Below are 24,485 nucleotides of genomic sequence, written 5' to 3' on the forward strand. Positions count from 1 at the left end.
AGCTATGGTTTCTTAGAGCTATAGCTTCTTAGACCTATAGCTTCTCAGAACTATAACTTCTTAGAGATAAGCGCAGAGCCAGCAATGATACCAATACCTAGTAGCATGATTGCACCTTTACCGCTGTCGAAGCCAGAAGAGATACCCATGAACGCTACGATAGCGATAGCTACTGGGATGATGTACTTAACAAGTGTGTACCATAGACCGAATAGTGGGAAAGATACTTCACCGTCGTTAGTGATTTCTTTCTCTAGGTCAGCACGGTTTAGTCTCCAACCAGCGAAGATACATACCAACATACCGCCAACTGCTAGGAAGATTTTATCCGTTAGTAAGTCGAAGATATCGAATGCACCAGTACCAAACAGTGTTGGACCGAAGCCGCCAAGTGATAGAGAAGCGAAGATACATAGAATCGCCATAACTACACTTGCAGACAGTACTGCAGTCACACGCTTCATGCCTTTCTCATCGATTAGGTACGAAACCACCACTTCAAGTAGAGATACTGAAGAAGTCAGTGCCGCAACACTTAGACCAACGAAGAACATTAGAGCAAATAGCAGACCAACTACGCCGCCCATTTCAGCGAATAGCTGAGGAACAACAACGAATACTAGACCAGGACCCGCGGCAGGCTCCATGCCGAATGCGAACATTGCAGGGAACATAGCTACACCAGCTAGGATAGCAACGCCTGTATCCATCGCCGTAACCATAGCTGTAGTTTGAACTAGGTTCTCTTTCTTCTTAAGGTAAGAACCGTAAGTCAACATACAACCCATACCAAGAGATAGTGAGAAGAATGCTTGACCTAGTGCAGCTAGAATTACACCGCTGTCTACTTTAGAGAAATCAGGGCTGAATAGGAATTCAAGACCAGCCATCGCGCCCGGAAGCATTAGACCTTTGATTGATACCACGATAAGGATAATGAAAAGAAGTGGCATCAGAATCTTACCCGCTTTCTCAATACCACCAGAAATACCCTTCATAACGATGACGACGTTAAGTAGTAGGTATAGGCCCATCCACATAAGTGGTTGAACTGGGTTTGAGATAAAGCCACCGAAGCTGTCACCGATTGCTTCAGGTGCGTCTAGTAGACCACCAGCAATTTTACCGATGTATGCGATAGACCAGCCACCTACTACAGGGTAGAAACCCATGATAAGTAAACCACTGACTACGCCGATAACACCAGCGAACGTCCAACGACGGTCAGTCGATTTAAATGCACCTACCGCTGATTTTTGCGTATGACGGCCAATCGCAAATTCAGTCAGCATGACACTGAAACCGATGAAGATTACAAAAAACAGGTAAATTGCAACGAATGCACCGCCGCCACTTTCGCCTGCTGTGTAAGGGAATTTCCAAATGTTACCTAGACCAACAGCAGAACCTGCTGCAGCCATTACGAATCCTAACTTCGAACCCCAGGTATCGCGGGGTGTTGTGGTTGTATTACTAGTAGCCACGTGTACTCCAAACTTTTGTGTTGTGTGATGTTGTGTTTTGCTTTGGGTGGCGTCTTTAAAAGATAAGGTGTATAAAAAAATTTACACACTTAAAAGATTTGATTGACGCTCGTTGTATGGCAAGTAAACCAGTTTAAGAATAAAATTGGAAGTCCGAACCGTACATATTTCGTTACCAATGTAAATTTTTATGGTTAAATGCCGTCTTTTTATACAAAACAATCGTTTTCGTCTTAAGTTAACCAAAACTTAACAACTATAACCTGTTTACAGCTTTTGCTCTATTTTGTAAATAGTTGATTCCTTAAATTCCCATATCCTCAAAATAGCATTACTATCTAAGTGTCTCTTTTTTCGAGTATTCAATGTGGAAAAGCTCTACCATTTTTTAACTTTAGCTTCCGTTGCTTTGTACTGGGTTCTCGTCGCCGGTGTGACCTTTCGTGTCGTACTAAAACGACGCTCTGTCAGCGTTTCTCTCGCGTGGTTGATGGTTATCTACATTATCCCGATTGTTGGCGTGGCCTGTTACTTCCTTTTCGGCGAGCTAAACCTAGGTAGAAAGCGGGCTGAGCGCGCACATCGCATGTTTACTCCGTTCGGTGATTGGTTCCGCCAATTAAATGATTGTCAGGTTCACCTTCCAGGTAAAGTTGGATCCCCAATCCACAAGATTGATGAGCTTTGTAATAATCGAATGGGTATACCTGCACTTAGTGGAAACACACTTTCACTGCAAGCTTCACCCAATGAGATCCTACACGCAATTATCGAAGATATAGAAAACGCACAAACCAGTATCAAAATGGTTTTCTACATTTGGCATCCTGGTGGTCTAACCGACTCCGTAGCCTCTGCACTGATTCGAGCGGCCAAACGTGGCGTCGATGTTAAGGTTTTACTCGATTCAGCAGGTAGTCCACGCTTTTTCAAAAGCCATTGGCGTTCAATGATGAAAGACGCTGGTGTGCAAGTTGTGCAAGCATTAGAAGTAAGCCCATGGCGTATTTTCTTACGTCGCCTTGATTTAAGACAGCACCGTAAGATCATCGTCATTGATGAATCCATCGCCTATACCGGTTCAATGAACATGGTGGATCCGGCGCATTTCAAACAGAGTTCAGGCGTTGGTCAATGGATCGACGTAATGGTCCGAGTCACTGGGCCAACCGTTAACGTACTTTCGGCTATTCATGGTTGGGATTGGGAAGTAGAAACAGGCGAACGCATTCTTCCTGATTTACCTGAATGCCCGATTGAAGAAATAATGACGCACCATCCGGTTCAGGTCGTTCCGTCAGGTCCTGGTATGCCGGAATATTTGATCCTACAAGTTCTGACTATTGCCATTAATCAAGCCAATCGTTCTGTGCGCATCACTACACCTTATTTTGTACCGAGTGCCGACTTGTTAGAAACGCTAAAAATGACAGCACAAAGGGGCGTAAACGTCGAACTGATCATTCCACACAACAACGATTCATTGATGGTTAAATGGGCTTCTCGTGCTTTCTATACAGAGTTACTTGAAGCTGGCGTTAAGATTTACGAATTTTACGGTGGCCTTCTTCACACCAAATCGGTAGTGATTGATGAAGAGTTTTGCTTAATCGGAACGGTCAATATCGACATGCGCAGCCTTTGGCTAAACTTCGAAGTGACACTAGCCGTTGATGACGTGCACTTCACCAAGCAACTGTTTGATTTGCAGCAATCCTATATTGAATCATCTCATCCAGTGGAATTGGAGCAATGGGAGCAGAGAAATTTACGTAACCGCTTCTTCGAACGATTGTTCTATTTGTTCAATCCACTGCTGTAATCCAATCAATGGACCCACTGCGACTCATATCTCTCTGCTTATCAGATTTTTGACCTTTCACGATAAACGACGTGAAAGGTTAAAAAGCGAAAGAAAAGCATAAAAACTCCCCCTCTGCTCTTGCTTTGAATGCTATTGGCATGTTTTAAATAGGACATAACCGATTGATAAGGAATTCACAGCATGTCCGAGAACAAAACCACTAAACTGATCACTGCAGGTCGTGATAAGAAGTGGACCAATGGTGTCGTTAACCCACCAGTACAGCGCGCTTCTACTGTCGTGTTCAACTCAGTAGAAGAAAAGCGTAAAGCTACGATTAATCGCGCTAATAAAACGCTTTTTTACGGACGCCGTGGAACCAACACTCACTTCGCTTTCCAAGATGCCATGGTTGAAGTCGAGGGCGGCGCAGGCTGTGCACTTTACCCTTGTGGTACTGCGGCCATTTCAAATGCCATTCTTTCTTTTGTAGAAACAGGCGATCATATTCTGATGGTCGACACCTGCTACGAACCGACGCGTGATTTCTGTGACACCATCATGAAGAAGATGGGTGTAGAGACGACCTACTACGAGCCAACGATCGGTGAAGGCATCCAAGACCTTATTAAGCCAAACACTAAGGTGCTGTTTACCGAATCTCCTGGGTCAGTCACCATGGAAGTGCAAGACATTCCAACGCTAGCGCGTATTGCTCATGAACACGACATCATCGTGATGCTCGATAACACATGGGCTGCTGGTGTGAACTTCTCACCGTTTGATTTTGGCGTTGATATCTCGATTCAAGCTGCGACCAAATACATTGTTGGTCACTCTGATGTGATGTTAGGTACGGCTGTTGCCAACGAGAAGTGTTGGGATCAACTAAGAGAACAGAGCTATTTGATGGGGCAATGTGTATCACCAGATGACGCTTACCTTGCCCTTCGTGGTATTCGTACTCTTGACGTTCGACTACGCCAACATGCAGAGAGCAGCTTGAAAGTCGCAAAATGGCTGGAGACTCGACCTGAGGTTGATCATGTTCGTCACCCTGCCATAGAGTCTTGCCCAGGCCATGAATTCTTCAAACGAGATTTCACTGGTGGTAATGGCTTGTTCTCTTTCGTGCTGAAGAACTCAAATACAAAAGCGACCACAGCGCTGCTTGATGGTATGACGCACTTTAGTATGGGTTACTCATGGGGTGGTTTTGAAAGCTTGATTTTAGCGAACGAACCGAACAGCTTTGATAGCCTAAGAACAGTAGCGAACCCTAACTTCGCTGGAACCTTGGTACGTGTTCATATCGGCTTAGAAGACGTTGACGATCTGATTGCGGACCTAGAGGCAGGATTGGAGCGTTACAACGCGCTCGTTTAATTTAAAGCGTTAGCAGACTCAGACCAAAAAGGCAGGATATTCCTGCCTTTTTTAGATTAGCGCATTAGACACATCGCTTTAAAAAGCTACTGAACGTCAAAGCACGCCCAATTGAAAATTTCAGAGCGGTGTTCATTGAACAAGTACAAAGACTGCTCCTTAACTGCAATAGCGTAATCAATCGTCACCCCTTTATACTCACTATATTCATTGTTAATAATTGGATCATGGAAAGGGGTCGCCGTTCTCACATCTATAATGCTCATCGACAAATTATTCCCATCAAGCTCATAGTGCCCGAAATACAGATTTTCCATAGTACTCTCCTTACCGTCTTGCTCTGTAATCGTCACAAACTCTCTCATGCTAAAGGTATGGTCAGATTGAAAAGTAAGGCTTATACGCTCATAAAGCGATTGATATGGTTGGAATGCCTGAGATAAAAAATCAGTTTTAATCGTTTTGCAATGCCATCGAGTGCCCGCTAATACGTTCTGTTCTGGCAAAAAACTTGCAGCAGTAATTACCACCAAAATGAGTAAACCAATTAGTCGCAAAAGTAACTCCTCTTCTTCATATACTGAGCAAAGGAATCAAAAGACGACTCTATATTGAAAACCGAAGCACTATAATTCAGAGCCTCACCATCTTTCCTTTGAATCAACATGTATAACGCGTCATCTTCGGGTTGGTCGACTGATGGGTAAATACGGACAAAAACATCAACGTTACAGTGGCTCGGTATCACAGCTGTAAGCTTTTGAGTGACCGCAGGCAACGAATAGGAGTCATTATGAGCAATATGGAAGAAGTAGTGGTTGGTATTGTCGGTGTAACTGTCACGGTATTCCGCTTTATCAATAAAATAAGGCAGAGGCGTGTAGTAGGTTTGGAAAAGGTTGAACGCCGTTACTGCGACACAAACCAAAGCGAGCAAATAACCGGCTTTAGCGAGGTGTCTATTAGACACAACATTTTCCTGTTCTTGCTTAACTGCACTCTGATCTAGATGTGAGTCACTAGGTAGCTCGGAAGAAACAACTTTCGCAGAATCTGCATCAATCAATACTTCATTTATTGTTAACGGGTCTTGGGTTATTTCTTGGGACATTTCTTGGGACAAAGGTACGTTTTGCTTCAACGTAGAATCGGCAAGCGAGACATCTAGTTCGTAGACTTCTTTACTCGCTTGAGAAGGCACCTCTTCAGTTACTGTGGACCGGCTCAACTCGTCGATTTCAAGAGAATAACCGGTCTTACTAACGGTACGAATCGTCGCGCAACCACAAGTTACCCTAGACAGTGTTTTTCGAATCTTTGAGATAACGTTAGTCAGCGCTTGCTCTGAAACAATTACATTACCCCAACACCTATCAAATATCAGACCTCGCTCGATGCACTCACCAGCATTTTCAAGCAAGAATAGAAACACCTTACCTTCTAACGGCGCAATTGTTTCTACGTGGCCATCTTCACGCACAAACTGCCTAAGCAAGGGATCATAACTAGCATCACATATTTGGTAGATTTGTTGTTTCACTATCGTCTTCTAGGTTTGAATTCGGTCGCATATGATATTGAATAGTTTACAAATGACCAGTAAATTTTCCAATTCTCACGCAATTATTTCGCGACGAGAAATAACACTTTTATTTGTGTGGACAACCTTCTAGATGATCATTAACCATACCTGTCGCTTGCATAAACGCGTAACAGATTGTTTCCCCTACAAACTTAAAGCCTCTCTTCTTCAAAAACTTACTCATCGCTTTAGATTGCTCGGTAGAAGCGGGAACTTGAGACATCTCAGTCCAGTTGTTCTCTATCACCTTGTTATCGACAAATTGCCATAAAGCATTTGATAAAGAGCCAAACTCTTTCTGGAGTTCAAGCGTTGCTCGAGCATTACCGTATACAGAGGCGATCTTGCCCTTATGCTTAACCACATCGAAGTTTTCAATGATATGAGGCACGTTGTCTTCGTTCATCGCTGCAAGCTTATTGAGATCATAGTTATCAAACGCAGCACGATAGCCTTCGCGCTTTTTAAGGATAGTAATCCAGCTAAGACCAGCCTGAGCGCCTTCTAAAGTAATGAACTCAAAAAGAACTTGGTCATCATAAACAGGCACGCCCCACTCTGCATCGTGGTACTCCCTTTCAAGCTCATGTTTAAGCGCCCATGCACACGTTCTATCCACTGTATTCGCTTCCATTTCGATAGTCTCTTTTAGTAATCGTACATAAAAATAATGCCCCAAATAGGGGCATTATTTCAAAGGTTAGTTGACGTTAAGCCACTTCAATTTTATGGAATAAACGATACAGTACAGGTACTACGATTAGCGTGAGTACAGTCGCAAAGCCTAAACCAAACATAATGGTTACTGCCATCGGCTTGAAGAAGATGTCAGGCAGTAACGGGATCATACCTAGAATCGTTGTAATCGCTGCCATGCATACTGGGCGAACACGACTCAATGCAGCATCAACTACCGCAACATAAGGGTCTTTACCTGATTTCATTTCAATCTCAATTTGATCAAGTAATACGATACCGTTCTTAAGTAGCATCCCGGATAAACTCAAGAAGCCTAGCAATGCCATAAAGCCAAATGGTGTATTCAAGGCTAATAAGCCCGTCGTTACCCCGATTAGCGCTAATGGAACCGTTAGCCAAACAATCAGCGGCTCTTTGACCGAGTTGAACAAGAACACGGTAATCAAGAACATGAACAGGTAACCCATCGGCATAGTGGTAAACAGTGACGCTTGTGCATCAGCAGATGACTCATATTCACCCCCCCACTCCAACGAATAACCCGGAGGCATCTCAATCGCTTCAATTTGTGGCTGTAAGCGTTTCTGTAACGTCGAAGCCGTTTCTTCACCCAATAGGTCGTTGTCGGCCATTACCGTCAGCATGCGCTTACGGTTCTTACGGATGATAAGTGGATCTTCCCATTCCAATTCGTAGCCAAGCGTCACTTGCTGCAACGGAATATATTCGCTTAATGCCGGGCTCCAAATCTTCATACCTTCGATGTTGCGAATATCAACTCGCTCATCTTCAGGTAAACGAGCCACAATAGGCATCAGCGTAGTACCATCACGATACACACCAATCGACTTACCAGAGAAAGACATCGCTAGGAAATCATCAACGTCAGACTTGGTAATACCATAACGACGCGCTTGGCTTTCATTGAACTGAGGCTCTAAGACCTTAGTTCTTTCACGCCAATCATGACGAACGTTAAACGCTCCGTCATCGGCACGCATGATGTCCATAACTTGAGCTGCGATTGAACGTAGCACGGTTGGATCTGAACCGACGATTCGAGCCTCAATTTTCGCACCGCCACCAGGACCTAATTCAATTTGCTTAAGTTTGTAATCAATTTCTGGGAACTGACTGTCAACGTGTTCACGGAAGCGACGCATCAGCCCCTCAAGCACCTGATAATCTTTCACACGAACCGTGATTTCGCCATACGCGCTATAACTCTTCTCGGGTGAGTAGGTCAACATGAAACGCTGCAGACCTTTACCGGCCGTGGTCGTGATATGTTCAACTTCACTTTGTTCCGACAACCAACTCTCAAGCACTCTCAACTTGGTATTAGTTGCTCGAATATCAGTACCTTCTGGCATCCAAACGTCCACTTGGAACATCGGAGTAGTCGAAGACGGGAAGAATGCTTGTTTCACAAAGCCAAAACCGTACACACTCGCACCTAAACCAATCACCAGAACGATCATGGTTAGCCACGCGCGTTTCATACAGAACTCAAGGAAGTTTTTATAGATAACAAAAACCATCCCGTTGTATGGGTCTTTGCCTTCGTTATCGGGATCAACCTTCTGTCCTCTGAAGAAGATATCGGCAAAAAACGGCGTGATCGAGATGGCAGTAAACCAACTCAGCATCAATGAAATCAATAGCACGGTGAACAAGGTGCCACAGTATTCGCCCGTTGAATCTTCAGACAAACCAATTGGAGCAAACGCGGTGACCGCAATCACCGTTGCGCCAAGCAATGGCCATTTAGTTTGGGTCACGATATCAGTGGCGGCCTGCATCCGGGTTCGCCCCTTCTGCGTGCCGATCAATATCCCCTCCACCACCACAATGGCATTATCCACCAGCATCCCTAAGGCAATAACCAACGCGCCCAGTGAAATACGTTGAAGATCGATTTTGAAGTACTGCATGAAAATAAAGGTGCCGAATACGGTCAATAGCAGTATCAAACCAATCAACAGACCCGATCGTACTCCCATGAAGAACAGTAACACCACGATTACGATCGCAACCGCCTGTCCTAAACTCACTACAAATCCGCTTACCGACTTGTTCACCTCTTTAGGTTGGTTATAAACCTCGGAGATGTCGATACCGACGGGTTGTTGATATTTAAGCTCGGCGAGTCTTCGATCAAAGTCTTCACCCACTGCGACCACGTTCACGCCTTGCGCAAAAGAGACACCCAGGTTAAGCGCGAGTTCGCCGTTATAACCAATGATGTTACTCGGTACCTCAACGTAACCACGAGTTACATTCGCCACATCTTTTAAATAGATAAGCCCTTGAGCGCCACCTTCCGTAAGAATCAAATCACCAAGCTGTTCAACGTTTTGGAACTCACCGGTTGGATGGATTCGAATATATTCATCACCAATCCTTACCGCTCCTGCACTGGATACAATATTTTGAGTCGATAAAAGGTTAAATACCGTGCTTGGAGACAGACCCAGAGAGCTTATCCGTTTCATCGATATCTCAATGAACACTTGTTCTTGTTGTTGGCCGGAAACGGAGACTTTACTGACCCCATCAACCAACTCTAGCTCTCGCCTTAGGTAATCAATGTAATCCAGCAACTCTTTGTAGCTATAGCCATCCCCCGTCACCGCCAGCAAAATACCGTAAACGTCGCCGAAATCATCGATGACTTGAGGATCATTGACGCCGGGTGGCAGTTCAACCTTGAGATCATTCACTTTTCGGCGAAGTTCATCCCATATTTGCGGAAGATCATCTGGGCCGTAGTTGTTCTTCATCGTCACCGTTACCTGTGATAGGCCGCGGCTAGAGATAGAGTTCACTTCGTCCACATAGGTAAGTTGTTGAATCGCTTTTTCTAGCGGGTAAGTAACTTCTTCTTCGACTTGTTGAGGTGTGGCCCCTGGGTAAGAGGTCACAACCATCGCATCTTTGATGGTAAAGGCAGGATCTTCTAAACGACCCAAGCCGAAAAAGGCAGAGACACCACCAATAAGAAAGATCAGAGATAGCATCCAGCTAATGACTTTGTTACGTATAAAGTAAGAAGCAACACCTGTGATCTGATCATCACCTTGTTGATCGTCATTTTGGGGCTTGTTATTTACTTCACTCATTGTTCGTCTCCTGAGACAATACTTCCACTGTCATCCCATCTCGCAATCGCGATATGCCTGCAACAACGACATGCTGCCCCATTTCCAATCCTTTCATGACCTGCAATGTTTTCTGATTTGCTTTTCCTAATACGACTTGCTGTTTCGAGACGGTATTGTCGTCATTGAGCACCCATACATAAGAGTTCTGACGCGTTAAATCATCGCCATCCGCATTAAACACAGCTTCGATTGGGATAAGTACCCCAGCTTTTAACTCCAAGCCGATATCTCGCCCATTTGACGTCACCTCAACGGCCATACCATCCAGAATCAAATCATCTTCCGGCATAGGTAGAGCAAGCGTAACCGTGAACGTGCCCGTGCTTGGGTCAGGTTCAGTGGTGAACTCCTTAATAGCCGCTGTGTATTCATTGCCACTTGGCACTCTAACCACAGCCTCAACGTTCGATAACAGTTGTTCACTCGGTTGGTTGACGTAGATTTGGTCAGGCAGCTGAATAACAACCTCAACATCTTCGACACTGTGGATATTTACCACTTGTTGGCCTACCTGAATATTTTCATATTGGTCGACACTGACACGAGAAATGATCCCATCAACAGGGGCACGAAGCTTAGTGAACGACAAGCGCAGTTTTGCGAGTTCCAGCTCGGCATAAGCGATCTGGCGTTGAGCAGCAATTTCATCAAACTGTGACTTCGCCAATAAACCTTTCTTCACTAGCGGACTTGAACGTCTGTATTGACTGTTAATTACCGTGTAACGCGCCTGAGCATTGTCGACATCCAGTTGATAATCGGTAGGGTCAAGCTCTGCAATGATGTCTCCTTGTGAAACACGCTCACCTTCTTTCACATCAAGCTTATTGATTTCACCAGCGACTCGAAAGCTGAGGTGAGCCTTCTCGGCAGCGTTTGCAACCGCAGGGAAATAGAGTTTGTCGCTAAAGTCGATGACTGAAATCTCGATAGCTTTAACCAAGGGTGTGTTATTCACTTCTACAACTTGTTTATCTTCACAAGCCGTAAGTAAAGCCAAACACGACAGTCCAGCGGCCACTTTAAGTGTTTTCATGTTATAGCCCCCTTTCCTTGATCCACTCTCGAACTTTAACGCCCGGTTCAAGACCATTAACACCAGAAGTTACGATGCGATCACCATCGTTCAACCCTGAAACAATATGGCGTTTTTCATCGATGATGATTGCGACATTTTCAACAATACCGTCGTTATTCACGCGCCACACAGAGACATCATCCCCATCAGTCATCATTGCTGATGTGGGAATTTTTGTGGCGGCCGCTAACGCTGAAACTAAATGAACCGTGCCTGACATACCCGGCAAAATACCAACATCGGTTGGTCTCTCCATTACCATGGTGACCTTGTACGACCCGGTTTTGGGATCCGCTTCGGTATCCACTTCTTGGAATGCTAAAGCGTAGGAGCTACCCGGGAAAGCATCAAAAACCATGGTTGCATCCGTCTCAAACCCTGAAGAAAAGCGCGTGATAAGTTGGTCGGGTAATAAGAATACGACTTTGAGGATTTGATTAGTTTGAATATTCATCACGCCTTGTTTGGCAGCGATATATTCATGGTTTTCAGCAGGAATGATGGAGATAGTACCATCGTAAGGCGCAACCAAGGTGGTATAACGTAGGTTGGCTTTTGCTTGGTTAAGCACCGCTTTAGCAGAATTATGATTAGCTTTCGCTTGGTCGAAGTCTTGCTCAGATACGACGCGATCTTTGCGCAACTTAATTGAACGTTGGTATTGAACATCGGCAAGCTTAAAGTTGGCTCTCGCTTGCTTCTCTAACAACTGATATTCGTCAGGATTAAGCGTTGCAAGCCCATCACCTTTGGTAACCTGTTGACCAGATGTGACATCGATAGTCTGAAGTAGCCCTGGAACACGAAATGCCAGTACTGCTTTGTCACCCGCTTCTGTGGTGGCAGGAAAGCTACGTTCAAAGGCATTACTACCGACGGAGACAGTGAAGAGTTTGGCGGGTCTAGAATCAGGTTCAGGTACGGGAGGAAGCTCCTTACCACACCCAGACAACCCAGCTAAGGCTGTCAATAGGACAACGGAGGCTCTATACATTAGTGATCATCCATAACTATAAATATTTTTATAACATAGATTAATCACATGTAACTTACCAGTTATCGTAAGATTTATTTAGACAAAATTATTAAAAAAAATAACGGCTTGGAATAAATTTCCCTAAACCGTTATCTAATGTTTTTCAGGTTTACCACTACATGTTCTTAAATGCGCGATCGACTTTGAAAGTATCCGAAGTCACATAAGCTTCCATATTGCGGACACTGGTCTCTAATTTCTGGAAATCACCCTCTAAAGTGCCCAATAACGACTCTGCGGTTTGCCCTTTTTCCCAAGGTTTTTGCTTCAGCGTGTGCTCTTGTTTGGCTTTCATCTGATCGACATACTGAGGTGGTTGTTTTTCAAGCATAAATGTCAAAGCTAAATACGCTAATAACACCAAAAAGCTACCACCAAGCAGTGCCGCCGAGATAACCAAGATGCGAACCAACCACACTTCCAAGCCAAAATAGTTCGCTAACCCTGCACACACGCCAGACAGCTTACCGTTAATAGGGTCGCGATACAGTTCTCTACTCATAGTTTCGTCTCCAGTTAGGTGACTCCGCATCCAGTATCTTTTCCAGTGTTTTCACTCGATCTTGCATCGATTCAGCTTGAGCAGAAAGCTTGTGCAAACGCTGAAGATCCGTTTCTGAAAGACCATTGCTGGATTTCTTCTTGCTACGGTAATGTAAGAACAACCATAGCGGTGCCACGAAGATTAAAAAGACAATCAGTGGGCCTGCAATTAGAAATGTTGACATAGACAACTCCTAAATTATTTATCGCGGTTTTCAACTTGTTGCTTCAGTTTCGCCAGCTCTTTTTCAATTTCATCTTGAGCTTGTAACTCTGCAAACTCTTGGTCTAACGATTTTGCGTTACCTGTTTTCGCGTAAACGTCCGCTTCGGCTTCTAATTCATCCACTTTACGCGAGAATTGCTCAAACTTCGCCATTGCTTCGTTGGTTTTGCTTGAATGCAGATGTTTTTGAACATCACGACGATTGCTCGCAGCATTATTACGAATCATCAATGCTTGCTGCTTTGCGCGAGTTTCTACGATTTTAGTTTCGAGCTTACCAATCTCACTGGTCAGCTTTTCGATGGTTTCGTGAACCAAGGTTTGCTCTGTGTGAAGGCTTTTGATGATATCTTCAAGTTTTTGCTTTTCGATTAGTGCCGCTCTAGCTAAGTCTTCACGTTGTTTAGTCAGTGCTAGTGTCGCTTTGTTTTGCCAATCTAGAATCTGAGTTTCGATAGCTTCAACTTTACGTGCTAACTCTTTTTTATCTGCGATAGCTTTAGCGGAGTTAGTGCGAACCTCAACCAGCGTATCTTCCATTTCTTGGATAATCAGGCGAATCATCTTTTCAGGATCTTCAGCCTTGTCTAAAAGTGCACTGATGTTCGAATTTACAATGTCTGCAAAGCGAGAAAAAATACCCATGAGGAACTCCTTAATTACAATGATGGCAAATGTGCTTTAAAGCGTTATTCGATTTCTCAATCCACTTGCTCAAAAATTTACGTTTGTTGTTAAACCTACCATAATTAATCCAAGTAGCGTGCCAACTTTTAAGCCCTTTATTATCAGACACTTACAATAAAATGGTAATTAAACCGAACCATGCTATGATGAATTTAGCCAAGTATTGGTATTTTTCACCACTACGACTCTTATACTTAAGCTATTTACATGACGTGACCTAAATAAAGCTCTCTAAATCACATCCATCGGCGCTCAAATCGCACAAGGACCCGCTATGCAGCAGAACCTCATTGGTGAATCACCCAGTTTTCTCTCCGTTTTAGATAAAGTATCTCAACTCGCACCAATCGAAAGACCGATCCTGATCATTGGAGAGCGTGGTACGGGTAAAGAGCTCATAGCTCAAAGGCTGCATTACCTTTCAAGGCGATGGGATCAGCCGTTGATCTCACTTAATTGCTCAACGCTCAGTGAAGGTTTGATTGATTCTGAGTTGTTTGGTCATGAGTCTGGTTCCTTTACTGGTTCAAAAGGTCGTCATCAGGGTCGATTTGAAAGAGCGGAAGGTGGAACACTGTTTCTTGATGAGCTCGCGACCACGCCCCTAGCCGTTCAAGAGAAGCTATTGCGCGTTATTGAATACGGGCAGTATGAACGTGTCGGCGGACAAAAAGCTTTAAGTGCCAACGTAAGACTGGTTTGCGCCACCAACGCTGACTTGCCAGACATGGCATTAAGGGGCGAATTCAGAGCTGACTTATTGGACAGGCTAGCGTTTGACGTGATTACTATTCCCCCTCTTCGAGAGCGAAAAGAAGACATCACGCTGCTGGCGGAATACTACGCCATTAAGATGTGCCGTGAATTAGAATTGGAGTTGTTTGTTGGCTTTGCTCCGTCTGCCGTTGAGGCGCTGCTGGATTATTCATGGCCAGGGAATGTGCGAGAACTCAAGAACGTTATTGAGCGCGCAGTCTACCAGCACGGTAAAGACCCATATCCTATTGAATCTTTGGTGTTTAACCCATTCAAACCCGCATGGAAAATAGATCAAGATTCCACGCATGAAATTGGCAATGCGCCGTCCAACAGCCATACTTCATCAGAGAGCTCGTTTTCTTTGCCACTTGATTACAAAGCATGGCAAGAACAACAAGACATCAAGCTGCTCAATCAAGCCCTAAAGCAAAGCAAGTACAACCAGAAACAAGCAGCAGAATTACTTGGATTAACCTACAACCAATTACGTGGAATGGTGAGGAAGTACGCGATTGTCGGACAAGCTAACGATAAATAACTGTCAGCACTTGATTATTATTTGGAGCCGAATAAATAAAATGTTAAATTGTCCGGATCTTGAGGTTCCTCTAACGCCTCGTTTCGAAAAGTATTTCTTTTTATGAAAGCACTAATAAGACTATCACTGAGCATCTGCACGCTGAGCTTTTTAGCTGGATGTGGTGAGAGTGTGAATCACGAGCAAATCCGTGAAAAAGGCTTCATTTATTGCGGCCAAGGTAATCCTAGTACTTTCAACCCACAACTGGTTGATAGTGGCATTACCTCAGAATCGCTGAGCCCTCAAATTTTCGATACACTGCTCACTCTTGATCCAATGACTTATCGACCAAAACAGAACTTGGCAACAAGCTGGTCTGTCGATGAATCGGGTACAGAGTACACTTTCAAACTGCGCCCTAATGTTGCGTTTCAAACCACAGACTGGTTTACCCCAACTCGCAGTATGAATGCACAAGATGTGGTCTTTAGTTTTGAGCGAATCATTGACAGTTCAAACCCATTTCATTATGTAGGCGGCGGCCTATACCCATGGTTTGCTGGTATCGACTTCCAAAACCTGATCGTCAATATCACTGCGGTTGATGACCTAACAGTGAAATTCCAATTAAGTCGCCCAGACAATTCATTCCTCAACAATATCGCCACCAGCTATGCGGTCATTCACTCTAAAGAATATGCCAATAAACTCATTGCTACGGATGAAAAGAATGAAATAGACTCCAAGCCCGTTGGCACCGGTCCTTTCTACTTGGATGAATACCAAATCAATGATCTAGTTCGCTTGAAAAAGAACAAGCACTATTGGAAGGGTGACGTAGAAATGGACCAAGTTGTGTTTGATACTTCACAACGTGGGACAGGGACTCTTGCCAAGCTACTTCGTAGTGAGTGTGATGTATTGAACTCACCGATTTCTAGTCAGATTCCTATTATTCAAGCACATGAAGAGTTGAAGATTTCCGCCACGCCTGCGGTTAATGTCTCTTTCATCGCACTGAACACCGAGCACCCTGCACTGCGTGACTCACGAGTGCGCAAAGCGCTGAACTTAGCTATCAATCGTCAGAACATTCTTGATTCTGTGTACTACGGTACAGGTACAAAAGCCTACACCTTACTTCCCCCTACTTCTTGGGCTTATCAAAAAGACAGTGTTCAAGTTCGCTATGACCGCAACTACGCAGTTGCGCTTCTTAAAGAAGCCGGGGTAGAACCTGGGCTAGAGCTTTCAATGTGGGTGCCATTAGAGCCAAGAGCCTACAATCCGAGCCCAAGGAAAACGGCAGAATTAATCCAAGCAAATTTAGCTGATATTGGTATCGAACTTAAGCTCTATACCGACGACCGATTTGATCGTACGCAGCTGTCATCCATTTCCTCAACAGACTTGTTGCTCACAGGTTGGATCGGCAATACGGGCGACCCGGACAACTTCTTACGTCCGCTTCTTTCATGTAGCTCAGGACGAGCAGGATTAAACGTCTCTATGTGGTGTAATTCAGACTTTGATTTCCTTCTCGACTTAGCATTAGAGATCAATCAACAAAGGCACCGTGTGAACTTGTATCGACAAGCCCAAAACATTCTCAATGAAGAAGTTCCTGTGATTCCTCTCGCTCATGGCGTGCAATTCCGCGTACACGATCGTTCGCTAAGTGGCTTTAAGCAGAGCCCGTTCAATGCTCAACCTTTTGATCAAGTCAGAAGAGAGGTGCAGTGATGTTTTGGTATACATTAAGACGTGTAAACTTATTCATTATTACACTGGGGATCCTGACGTTAGTGGGGTTCGCTCTGCTTCGACTAGACCAAACCTCACCTTGGGCGATTCAAGATTTTTGGCCCGGTTGGCTTAGCTACATCACAGAATTATCGACACTGAACTTTGGCTTGAGCAAACACGGAGCGCCTATCATCGATGAGCTTGTCGTGGTATTCCCTGCAACGTTAGAACTGTGTTTCTTTGCTTTTGTGCTTGCGTTGTTTATCGGCATCCCTTTCGGCACTATTGCTGGCATGAGACAGGGCAAGTTTGTCGATACCACCATATCGTTTACTTCAATGGCTGGTTACTCTGCACCTATATTTTGGGTCGCACTACTGATGATCATGGTGTTCTCTTTACACTTTGAAATGTTTCCAGTGGGCGGCAGATACGATCTACTTTACGAAATTGAACACGTGACTGGTTTCGCCATCATTGATGCCTTTTTCGCTGAAGGTAAATACCGAGCACACGCACTGCAAAGTGTCATCGAGCATATGGCGTTGCCTTGTCTAGTTTTGGCACTGGCCCCAACGACTCAAGTTATCCGGTTGATGAGAGCATCCGTTGCTGAAGTGATGACGCAAAACTACATCCGCGCGGCGCGAATTAAAGGTCTATCTACCAGAGAGATCGTGATGCAACACGTGTTAAGAAATGCGATACCACCGATTATTCCTAAGGTCGGCGTTCAACTATCAAGTATGTTAACGCTCGCTATTATTACCGAGTCTATCTTTAACTGGCCGGGTATTGGCCGCTGGTTATTGGATGCTTTATCTAATCAAGATTACGTTTCAATTCAAGCGGGCGTGATCGTGGTAGCAACCTTGGTTTTGACCGCAAACATTCTGTCCGATCTATTGGGCGCGATGGTCAATCCACTGGTAAGGAAGGAATGGTATGCTAACAAATAACGTCTACCAAGAAGAGCAGATTCCAACCCAGTTCGAGCGTTTCTGGCGCAGCTTCCGAGGCAATAATCTCGCTATGTTTGGACTGTGGTGTTTGGCCTTAATCATTCTAATCACCGTCACTTCACCATGGCTAGCTCCGCATGATGCTCAAGAACAAACGGGACACCTGTTAACCCCACCCTCTTGGGATCCCTCAGGAACAGTTGAGTATTTCTTAGGTACCGATGACTTAGGCCGAGATATTCTTTCTCGTCTGATTATCGGCTCTCAGCTGACGTTTGGTGCCGCGGTTGTGATTACCTTTATCGCAGCAGTCATTGGTTGCCTGATTGGCGTACTTGCGGGGATGACTCGTGGATTACTATCAAGCACGCTAAACCACCTGCTTGATACCGTTATGTCGATTCCGTCTCTGTTACTGGCCATTATCTTCGTGGCGTTTCTTGGTTTTGGCGAGTTTAATATCTTGCTTGCCTTATGTTTAGCATTGATTCCACGCTTTATTCGTTCGGTATACATTGCCGTGCACGCTGAGGTAGAAAAAGACTATATTTTGGCTTCTCGCCTCGATGGTGCGAACGACTTCTACCTTTTATGGAATTCAATCCTTCCTAATATTCTTACCGTGGTGGCACTTGAAATTACTCTGGCATTGTCAGTCGCCATTCTTGATATCACGGCTTTGGGTTTCTTAGGGCTTGGCGCTCAAGCACCAAGTACCGAATGGGGCTCAATCTTGGGTGACTCTGTAGAGCTGATTTACCTCGCACCATGGACAGTAACCCTACCCGGTTTAGCCATTATGTTTACAGTGATCGTGATTAACCTCGTCGGTGAAGGTGTTCGCCAAGCGCTAAATGCAGGAATCGAATAATGCCTTTACTTGATATTCGACATCTAACCATCGAGATTGAGACCCCTCAAGGGATGGTTAAAGCCGTTGACAGAATGAGTCTTACCCTCAATGAAGGGGAAATTCGCGGCTTAGTAGGTGAATCAGGCTCAGGCAAGAGCTTGGTTGCAAAAGCGATCGTTGGGGTTTGTAAAGAAAACTGGAAAGTATCTGCCGACCGAATGCGCCTTGGCAATATCGACCTCCTGCAACTGACACCCAAAGAACGACGCCGAGTTATTGCTCGTGATATCGCGATGATCTTTCAAGAGCCATCCTCCTGTCTTGATCCATCTGAAAAAGTGGGCCATCAACTGATTGAAGCGATTCCTTCTTATTCGTTTGAAGGTCGGTGGTGGCAGAGATTCAAATGGCGTAAGAAGCAGGCCATCGCTCTACTGCACAAAGTCGGTATTAAAGATCACTCTCGTCTTATGGACAGTTACTCTTATGAGTTGACCGATGGTGAGTGTCAAAAAGTTATGATCGCCATGGCGATCGCAGCCAAACCAAAAGTCTTGATCGCTGATGAACCAACCAACGATCTAGATCCGATTACACAGTCTCAAATATTGCGTCTGTTGAGTCGTATGAATCAGATCAATAACACGACCATCGTGCTGATCGGCCATGACTTAACCACCATTACCCAATGGGCAACTCGCATTACCGTTATGTACTGTGGTCAGTCTGTGGAATCAGCGGATACGCAGAAGCTGTTAGATGCACCTAAACACCCATATACCGTCGCTCTACTGAAAGCGATACCTGACTTTAACGACTGGATTCCTCATAAAGAGAAGCTACAGTCTTTGCCAGGTTCAATCCCTCCGTTGCAGCACCTTCCTATTGGTTGTCGACTAGGACCACGTTGCCCATATGCGCAAAGGCAATGTGTTGAGATTCCTTATACCAAACGAATCAAAAACCATAAGTTCAATTGTCACTTCCCTCTTAATATGGAGAAGAAAAAGAAATCATGAGTGCATTATTAGAAGTCATTGATTTATCTAAAGACTTTACGACTCGCTCTGGTCTTTTCCGTAAAAAGATTCATCATGCAGTGAAACCAGTGAGCTTTTCGCTTGAGGCGGGACAGACGATTGGTTTTATCGGTCAGAATGGTTCAGGAAAGTCGACATTAGCAAGAATGCTAGCAGGCATGGTAGATCCAACTTCGGGCGAGATTCGTGTGAACGGTGAAAAGCTAGAGCACAAGGACTACTCGACTCGCTGTAAGCTGATTCGAATGATCTTCCAAGATCCGAACACCTCGCTTAACCCGCGCATTCAGATTGGTCGAATTCTTGAAGGTCCATTAAAGCGAAACACCAATATGCCACCAGAAGCCCGTATGCGTCGTGTGAAAGACACCCTATTACGTGTGGGTCTACTACCGGAACATGCTTACTTTTACCCACAGATGCTGGCGGCAGGCCAGAAACAGAGAGTTTGTTTGGCTCGTGCCTTGATTCTTCAACCATCGATCATCGTTGCTGATGAAGCGTTGAATGGTTTGGACATGGCAATGCGCTCTCAAATCATCAATTTGTTCTTAGAGCTACAAGAAGAGATGGGTGTGTCCTTCGTCTACGTATCTCAACACCTTGGTATTGTTAAGCACATCACCGACAAAATCATCGTCATGCACGAAGGTAATGTGGTTGAGAGTGGGGAAACGGATCAAGTGCTGACCAACCCAACTCACCAAATCACCCAAAGATTGGTTGAGAGCCATTTCTCCAAAGCGCCGAACCACTAATCTCGAATCACGCTACATTCAACAGAGGGGAAAACTATGTTAAGAATAGCTTCAATGCTTCCCCTCTTGTTGGCGCTGTTTTCCTTTAACGCAGCAAGCACACCGCTCACTTGGTTAGATAGAAGCTTCGTCGAAACTGCCTTTTATAACGTCGCACTTCAACACGAATATTCCCAAGGCAACAAGCCACTAGCCAAATGGAAACAACCGATCAAGATTTGGATCGATCATCGAGTGGGTGATGAAGAACTGCATCAAGAGCTCACAGAGCTTCATATCCGACACTTATCCGAAGTCACTCAGCACCCGATAACAATCGTCAACAAAGAGTCTGAAGCGAACGTAAAATGGATATACACGCGGCAAAGTCAGTGGGTATCTGAGGCGAAATCGGTGCTCAAACTCAAATCAACTCAGCATCTAAACAACGCTATTTGCACGGCGGGTTATCGAACTAATTCTAAAGGTGAGATTGTTTACGCTGGGATTGTTATTCCCGTTGATCAAGCAAGATCTCGAGGTAAGCTCGTCGCCTGTATCGTGGAAGAAATCACACAGGTTCTAGGCCTGCCCAATGATTCAGATAAAGCCTACCCTTCTATTTTTAATGACCATACGCCAGAAGACTTATTGTCACCCTTAGATGTAGTGCTACTAAAGCTACTGTATGAGCCGGAATTGAAAGCTGGAATGACAAAATCTGAAGTAAAACCTATTGTTCGAAAGATACTAAAGCAATACAGCGAAACTGGCGTGCTCCAACAAGCTTCAAAAGCCGCGCAGCAAGCACCGTTGTATCAGTTAATTGGGTACTAATGGAATAACTGGCTACGAACAGAAATATTGAATACTAACGGAATGATCGAGTACTAACGGAATAACTAACCACGAACAGGAATATTGAGGGCTAACGGAAGAATTGAGTACTAACGGAAATAGGTAGGGACGTTACTTTGTTTGTCTGAACAGCTTAGATGAGAAAATAGAATGATAGCGCTGCCTAAAAAAAGGCAACGCTGACTTACCATGTAACGATATAACACTGTTACGAAAGCACTAGCGCTTAGCAGCTTGCTTTTTCAATTCGAAGTCGAATTCATCCGGGAACAAGATAACACCTTCTTCCTGTTCGTTCGGGAACACAACCACTGCAAGCTCGTCGTCTTCTAGACCGTTAGTCCAACGGCTGTGCCATTTGTTCAACGAGATAGACTCAGCTTTACACTCAGACCAATCACCCGTAGCCCAAGATTCAGCAAACTCTTGATTTGGCCATACTGGAACACAGTCTTCATCTTCTGTGTTCAGCATTACACAACCGTGTTCATCGGTTAAGATCCATACTTCACGGTTCGCTACGATTTCTTTCACACAGTACTTTAGGCGTTGCTCACCCGTATACTTATTGATTTCAGCGATTTTTTTATCGTCTAGCTGTGTAGTCATCTTAATTTCCTACTTTAGTCAGTAACTTTGCTCTTAAAGCTATTTTATGCCGAGAGCTTTTAACTTCAAACATTTTCGATGAAGAAGAAAATCCACTTCAAAGAAAAACGCCTGCTAAATTAGCAGGCGTTTATAATTAAGCGACTTGATTAAACAAGCTCACCCTGTAACCAAGGCCAGCCTTGCTTCTTACGGCTTAATGTATTTTCCATCATTAATACGCCGTCTTTCTCGTGCTTAACCAGTTTATCAGCCCACTCGCCTTTGTATAGAAGGTGAGTTTGCGCAGTAGTGATGTCTGTTAGCATTACCGCAGCAAATGCTAGACCGTCTTTCTCACAACGTTCTTCAAGATCCGCTTCTAGCGCTTCAATCATGCCATCTACTTGCTCAAGAGTCGCAAGCTCAACTTGACCAACAACAACATCACGACCGTTGAATGGGTAGCCTTTAAGGTCTTTTTCTACTAGTTGTGCAGCAGATAGGCCTTCGATGTTTGTCTTAGCGATTAGAAGCGCTTTGATAAATGCATCAATGTCAGTCACGCCAGCGATTTCAGCAAGCTCAGCAACAGCGTCTTTGTCTTTTTGAGTACATGTTGGAGAAGCAAAACCAACCGTGTCTGAAAGAATTGCAGACATCATCAGTTTAGCGATTTGTTGAGAGATAGAGTGACCTTCAATCTTGAACATGTTGAAAAGTAAAGTATTTGTACAACCAACAGGCCAGATCCAAGCTTCCATAGGGTTAACTGTCATCGCGTCACCTAAACGGTGGTGATCGACAATACCTACGATCTCAGCTTCAGCAACATCGTCCGGTGCTTGTGCTAGATCTGAGTAGTCTACTAGCCAGATTTTTTCACCAGCAACAGAAGTACGAAGTTCTGGCTTTTCAGCACCAGCGACTTCAAGAATGTGTTGAGTTTCGCGGTTGATCTCGCCTTGGCGAATTGGTGTCGCTTCCTCGCCACGAGCTTTAAGAAGCTCTGTTGCAACTAACGCACTACAAATACTGTCACTATCAGGGTTTTTGTGACCAACAACTAAAATCATGTTTCTTCCTATTACACTAACAATTATGACTCTACCTTTAGAGCCTCTCTTTATTAGCCATACTTTACCTCATTTTTTCAGGTTGGTCATGTTTCGTAGGTTTAGCCAATGGTAACAATAGATAAAAAAACAACAAATGCAATTGATAATTATTATCATTCGTATATATTTATCTTAAGCCACTAATTTTGAGTAACACCTATGGATCGACTAGTCTCTTTTTTGCCAAGCAGTAGCGCTGCGAAAACAACTCAGTTTTCAATGTCCTTTAAGCGCCTGCTTTTACCTATCTCACTTGCAGCTTTAGTTATGGCACCTGCCACGCGAGAATTGACGGTCACTACCTTGTCAGACGCCTTTTGGGCCGTGTCTTGTTATGTTGCTTTGACCTTAGCGATTTACCACGGGTTAAGCCTGTATATCAACAAAGATAACGTATTCAACAAGCTCGTCCATCAATCCCGTTCAAACCAAGTTGTATTCGCTGCACTTATGGGGGCGCTACCCGGCTGTGGCGGTGCGATCGTGGTGACCACACAATTTATCTCGGGCAAACTCGGATTCGGCGCAGTTGTTGCTGTGCTCGTCTCAACCATGGGTGATGCGGCCTTCCTGCTCATTGCAAGCGAACCCAAGACTGGTTTAGCCATGATGGCGATGGGCGTCATCGTCGGAACTGCGTCAGGTCGAATCATTAACTTGTTTCACGCAGACGACTTCTTACTCCCAAAAAAAGCAGAAAAAAATCAAGCGGTTAGCAGCTGTTCTTCTCAATCTCAAGACAAAGAAGCAGTATCGAAAAAAGCGATCAACCTACAAGGCTATCTCTGGTCTGTACTCATTATTCCAGGTGCTGCGGTTGCCCTACTTGGCTCTTTTCAAGTGGATGTGAATGAGTTGCTCGCTTTGCCCAAAATGTCGATGGAATGGGCAGGCACTATTTTGCTGATTAGCTCGATGTTTCTATGGGGTCTCACCCGTGAAATTGAAGATTACAAATCAGCCGTCAGTGAAGACGAGAAATGTGTAGGCTCTCATCCACTACAAAAAACGGCTCAAGATACTAACTTCGTTACTGCATGGGTGGTGGTTGCTTTTCTTTTCTTCGAATTTGGCTCTGTGATAGCAAATGTCGATTTTGCGACGCTATTCTCAAGCTGGGGCATGATGCTCCCCCTGGCAGGAGTGTTGATGGGCTTGCTACCGGGGTGTGGTCCGCAGTTGCTGGTCACTAGCCTGTATCTTTCTGGTGCTCTGCCACTGTCAGCTCAGGTAGGTAACGCAATTTCTAATGACGGTGATGCGCTATTCCCTGCGATTGCGATGGCACCGAAAGCCGCTCTTGTCGCGACCTTGTATTCCAGTGTGCCCGCTTTGATTTGTGCATACGGTTACTGGTTTATGTTCGAACTTTAGGCTTACGTTCGAAGCTTAGGTTTGCAATTGAAGCTTAAGTTTATATCCGAGGCTTAAGCTTTTATTCAAGGTTTTAGCTTTACTCCATAGGCTTCTGTAAGGTCGGTACTTTATATCGACCTTTTTGTTTCCGTCTGCCTAAGTACTTACAACAGGTTCTTTGTACATTCTCTTCCTGCTTCATGCTTCATGCTTCATGCTTCTACAGCCTACCTCAAACAGCACGTTACAGCCTGCCTCC

At 44.6% G+C, this 24,485-nt stretch carries 22 protein-coding genes; 10 read left to right on the forward strand and 12 right to left on the reverse strand.

Annotated elements, in window-relative coordinates; all coding sequences use genetic code 11:
* Positions 1–50 precede the first annotated feature (50 nt).
* Positions 51–1,484, reverse strand: a complete 1,434-nt coding sequence (locus AC3CHU_RS10140; RefSeq protein ID WP_012604350.1) for a sodium-dependent transporter — start codon at positions 1,482–1,484, stop codon at positions 51–53.
* A 367-nt stretch (positions 1,485–1,851) separates the two neighbouring features.
* Here AC3CHU_RS10140 and cls point away from each other — a divergent pair, with 367 nt between their 5' ends.
* Positions 1,852–3,306 carry a cardiolipin synthase gene (cls, locus tag AC3CHU_RS10145; protein ID WP_004734615.1) on the forward strand — a complete coding sequence of 485 codons (1,455 nt, stop codon included), beginning with the start codon at positions 1,852–1,854 and terminating at the stop codon, positions 3,304–3,306.
* Positions 3,307–3,489: 183 nt separating this feature from the next.
* Positions 3,490–4,674, forward strand: a complete 1,185-nt coding sequence (locus tag AC3CHU_RS10150) for a cystathionine beta-lyase (RefSeq protein WP_171314779.1) — start codon at positions 3,490–3,492, stop codon at positions 4,672–4,674.
* Positions 4,675–4,760: 86 nt separating this feature from the next.
* Here the strand turns inward: AC3CHU_RS10150 and AC3CHU_RS10155 are convergent, their stop codons facing one another.
* The 9 genes from AC3CHU_RS10155 to pspA form a co-directional block, all read right to left on the reverse strand.
* Complete coding sequence (locus AC3CHU_RS10155; protein ID WP_171314777.1) at positions 4,761–5,231, reverse strand: hypothetical protein; 471 nt, start codon at positions 5,229–5,231, stop codon at positions 4,761–4,763.
* On the reverse strand, positions 5,222–6,214 hold the full coding sequence (locus AC3CHU_RS10160; RefSeq protein ID WP_237290672.1) for a winged helix-turn-helix domain-containing protein: 993 nt from the start codon (positions 6,212–6,214) through the stop codon (positions 5,222–5,224). The genes AC3CHU_RS10155 and AC3CHU_RS10160 overlap by 10 nt, the downstream gene beginning before the upstream one ends.
* A 109-nt stretch (positions 6,215–6,323) precedes the next feature.
* Positions 6,324–6,890: a DNA-3-methyladenine glycosylase I gene (locus AC3CHU_RS10165; protein ID WP_017093177.1), complete on the reverse strand. Its 567-nt coding sequence runs from the start codon at positions 6,888–6,890 to the stop codon at positions 6,324–6,326.
* A 76-nt stretch (positions 6,891–6,966) separates the two neighbouring features.
* A complete protein-coding gene (locus AC3CHU_RS10170; RefSeq protein ID WP_017079006.1) occupies positions 6,967–10,077 on the reverse strand; it encodes an efflux RND transporter permease subunit in 3,111 nt (1,036 codons plus the stop codon).
* A complete protein-coding gene (locus AC3CHU_RS10175; RefSeq protein ID WP_488524471.1) occupies positions 10,070–11,155 on the reverse strand; it encodes an efflux RND transporter periplasmic adaptor subunit in 1,086 nt (361 codons plus the stop codon). The genes AC3CHU_RS10170 and AC3CHU_RS10175 overlap by 8 nt, the downstream gene beginning before the upstream one ends.
* A 1-nt stretch (position 11,156) precedes the next feature.
* Positions 11,157–12,191, reverse strand: a complete 1,035-nt coding sequence (locus AC3CHU_RS10180) for an efflux RND transporter periplasmic adaptor subunit (protein ID WP_054546642.1) — start codon at positions 12,189–12,191, stop codon at positions 11,157–11,159.
* 157 nt (positions 12,192–12,348) lie between these two features.
* Entirely contained in the window at positions 12,349–12,735 is a 387-nt protein-coding gene (gene pspC / locus AC3CHU_RS10185; RefSeq protein ID WP_029405178.1) for an envelope stress response membrane protein PspC, read from the reverse strand.
* A complete protein-coding gene (gene pspB, locus AC3CHU_RS10190; RefSeq protein ID WP_004734605.1) occupies positions 12,728–12,961 on the reverse strand; it encodes an envelope stress response membrane protein PspB in 234 nt (77 codons plus the stop codon). Before pspB ends, pspC begins: the two co-directional genes overlap by 8 nt.
* Positions 12,962–12,975: 14 nt before the next feature.
* The gene (gene pspA, locus AC3CHU_RS10195; RefSeq protein WP_076676587.1) at positions 12,976–13,647 is read right to left on the reverse strand and encodes a phage shock protein PspA; all 672 of its coding nucleotides are present in this window, start codon (positions 13,645–13,647) and stop codon (positions 12,976–12,978) included.
* A 316-nt stretch (positions 13,648–13,963) separates the two neighbouring features.
* Between pspA and pspF the strand changes: the two genes are divergently transcribed.
* The 7 genes from pspF to AC3CHU_RS10230 all read left to right on the forward strand — a co-directional run bounded on the left by pspF (position 13,964) and on the right by AC3CHU_RS10230 (position 21,143).
* Complete coding sequence (gene pspF / locus AC3CHU_RS10200) at positions 13,964–14,986, forward strand: phage shock protein operon transcriptional activator (RefSeq protein WP_004734603.1); 1,023 nt, start codon at positions 13,964–13,966, stop codon at positions 14,984–14,986.
* Between the two features lie 102 nt (positions 14,987–15,088).
* Positions 15,089–16,711, forward strand: a complete 1,623-nt coding sequence (sapA, locus tag AC3CHU_RS10205; protein WP_488524472.1) for an ABC transporter substrate-binding protein SapA — start codon at positions 15,089–15,091, stop codon at positions 16,709–16,711.
* On the forward strand, positions 16,711–17,673 hold the full coding sequence (locus AC3CHU_RS10210) for an ABC transporter permease (protein ID WP_171307773.1): 963 nt from the start codon (positions 16,711–16,713) through the stop codon (positions 17,671–17,673). The genes sapA and AC3CHU_RS10210 overlap by 1 nt, the downstream gene beginning before the upstream one ends.
* Positions 17,660–18,547, forward strand: a complete 888-nt coding sequence (gene sapC / locus AC3CHU_RS10215) for a putrescine export ABC transporter permease SapC (protein WP_017078998.1) — start codon at positions 17,660–17,662, stop codon at positions 18,545–18,547. Before AC3CHU_RS10210 ends, sapC begins: the two co-directional genes overlap by 14 nt.
* On the forward strand, positions 18,547–19,548 hold the full coding sequence (locus AC3CHU_RS10220) for a peptide ABC transporter ATP-binding protein (RefSeq protein ID WP_488524473.1): 1,002 nt from the start codon (positions 18,547–18,549) through the stop codon (positions 19,546–19,548). The genes sapC and AC3CHU_RS10220 overlap by 1 nt, the downstream gene beginning before the upstream one ends.
* A complete protein-coding gene (locus AC3CHU_RS10225) occupies positions 19,545–20,327 on the forward strand; it encodes a peptide ABC transporter ATP-binding protein (protein ID WP_171314770.1) in 783 nt (260 codons plus the stop codon). Before AC3CHU_RS10220 ends, AC3CHU_RS10225 begins: the two co-directional genes overlap by 4 nt.
* A 36-nt stretch (positions 20,328–20,363) precedes the next feature.
* Positions 20,364–21,143 (forward strand): DUF2927 domain-containing protein, encoded by a 780-nt coding sequence (locus tag AC3CHU_RS10230; RefSeq protein ID WP_488524474.1) that lies wholly within the window; start codon positions 20,364–20,366, stop codon positions 21,141–21,143.
* 240 nt (positions 21,144–21,383) lie between these two features.
* Here the strand turns inward: AC3CHU_RS10230 and AC3CHU_RS10235 are convergent, their stop codons facing one another.
* Both AC3CHU_RS10235 and AC3CHU_RS10240 read right to left on the reverse strand, forming a co-directional pair.
* Positions 21,384–21,773 carry a DUF2750 domain-containing protein gene (locus tag AC3CHU_RS10235; protein ID WP_004734596.1) on the reverse strand — a complete coding sequence of 130 codons (390 nt, stop codon included), beginning with the start codon at positions 21,771–21,773 and terminating at the stop codon, positions 21,384–21,386.
* A 149-nt stretch (positions 21,774–21,922) separates the two neighbouring features.
* Positions 21,923–22,828 (reverse strand): manganese-dependent inorganic pyrophosphatase, encoded by a 906-nt coding sequence (locus tag AC3CHU_RS10240; RefSeq protein WP_488524475.1) that lies wholly within the window; start codon positions 22,826–22,828, stop codon positions 21,923–21,925.
* A gap of 201 nt (positions 22,829–23,029) precedes the next feature.
* Here AC3CHU_RS10240 and AC3CHU_RS10245 point away from each other — a divergent pair, with 201 nt between their 5' ends.
* A complete protein-coding gene (locus tag AC3CHU_RS10245) occupies positions 23,030–24,244 on the forward strand; it encodes a putative manganese transporter (protein WP_488524476.1) in 1,215 nt (404 codons plus the stop codon).
* Positions 24,245–24,485: the final 241 nt, after the last annotated feature.

This window comes from Vibrio sp. QJM3NY_39 (genome assembly GCF_057785895.1).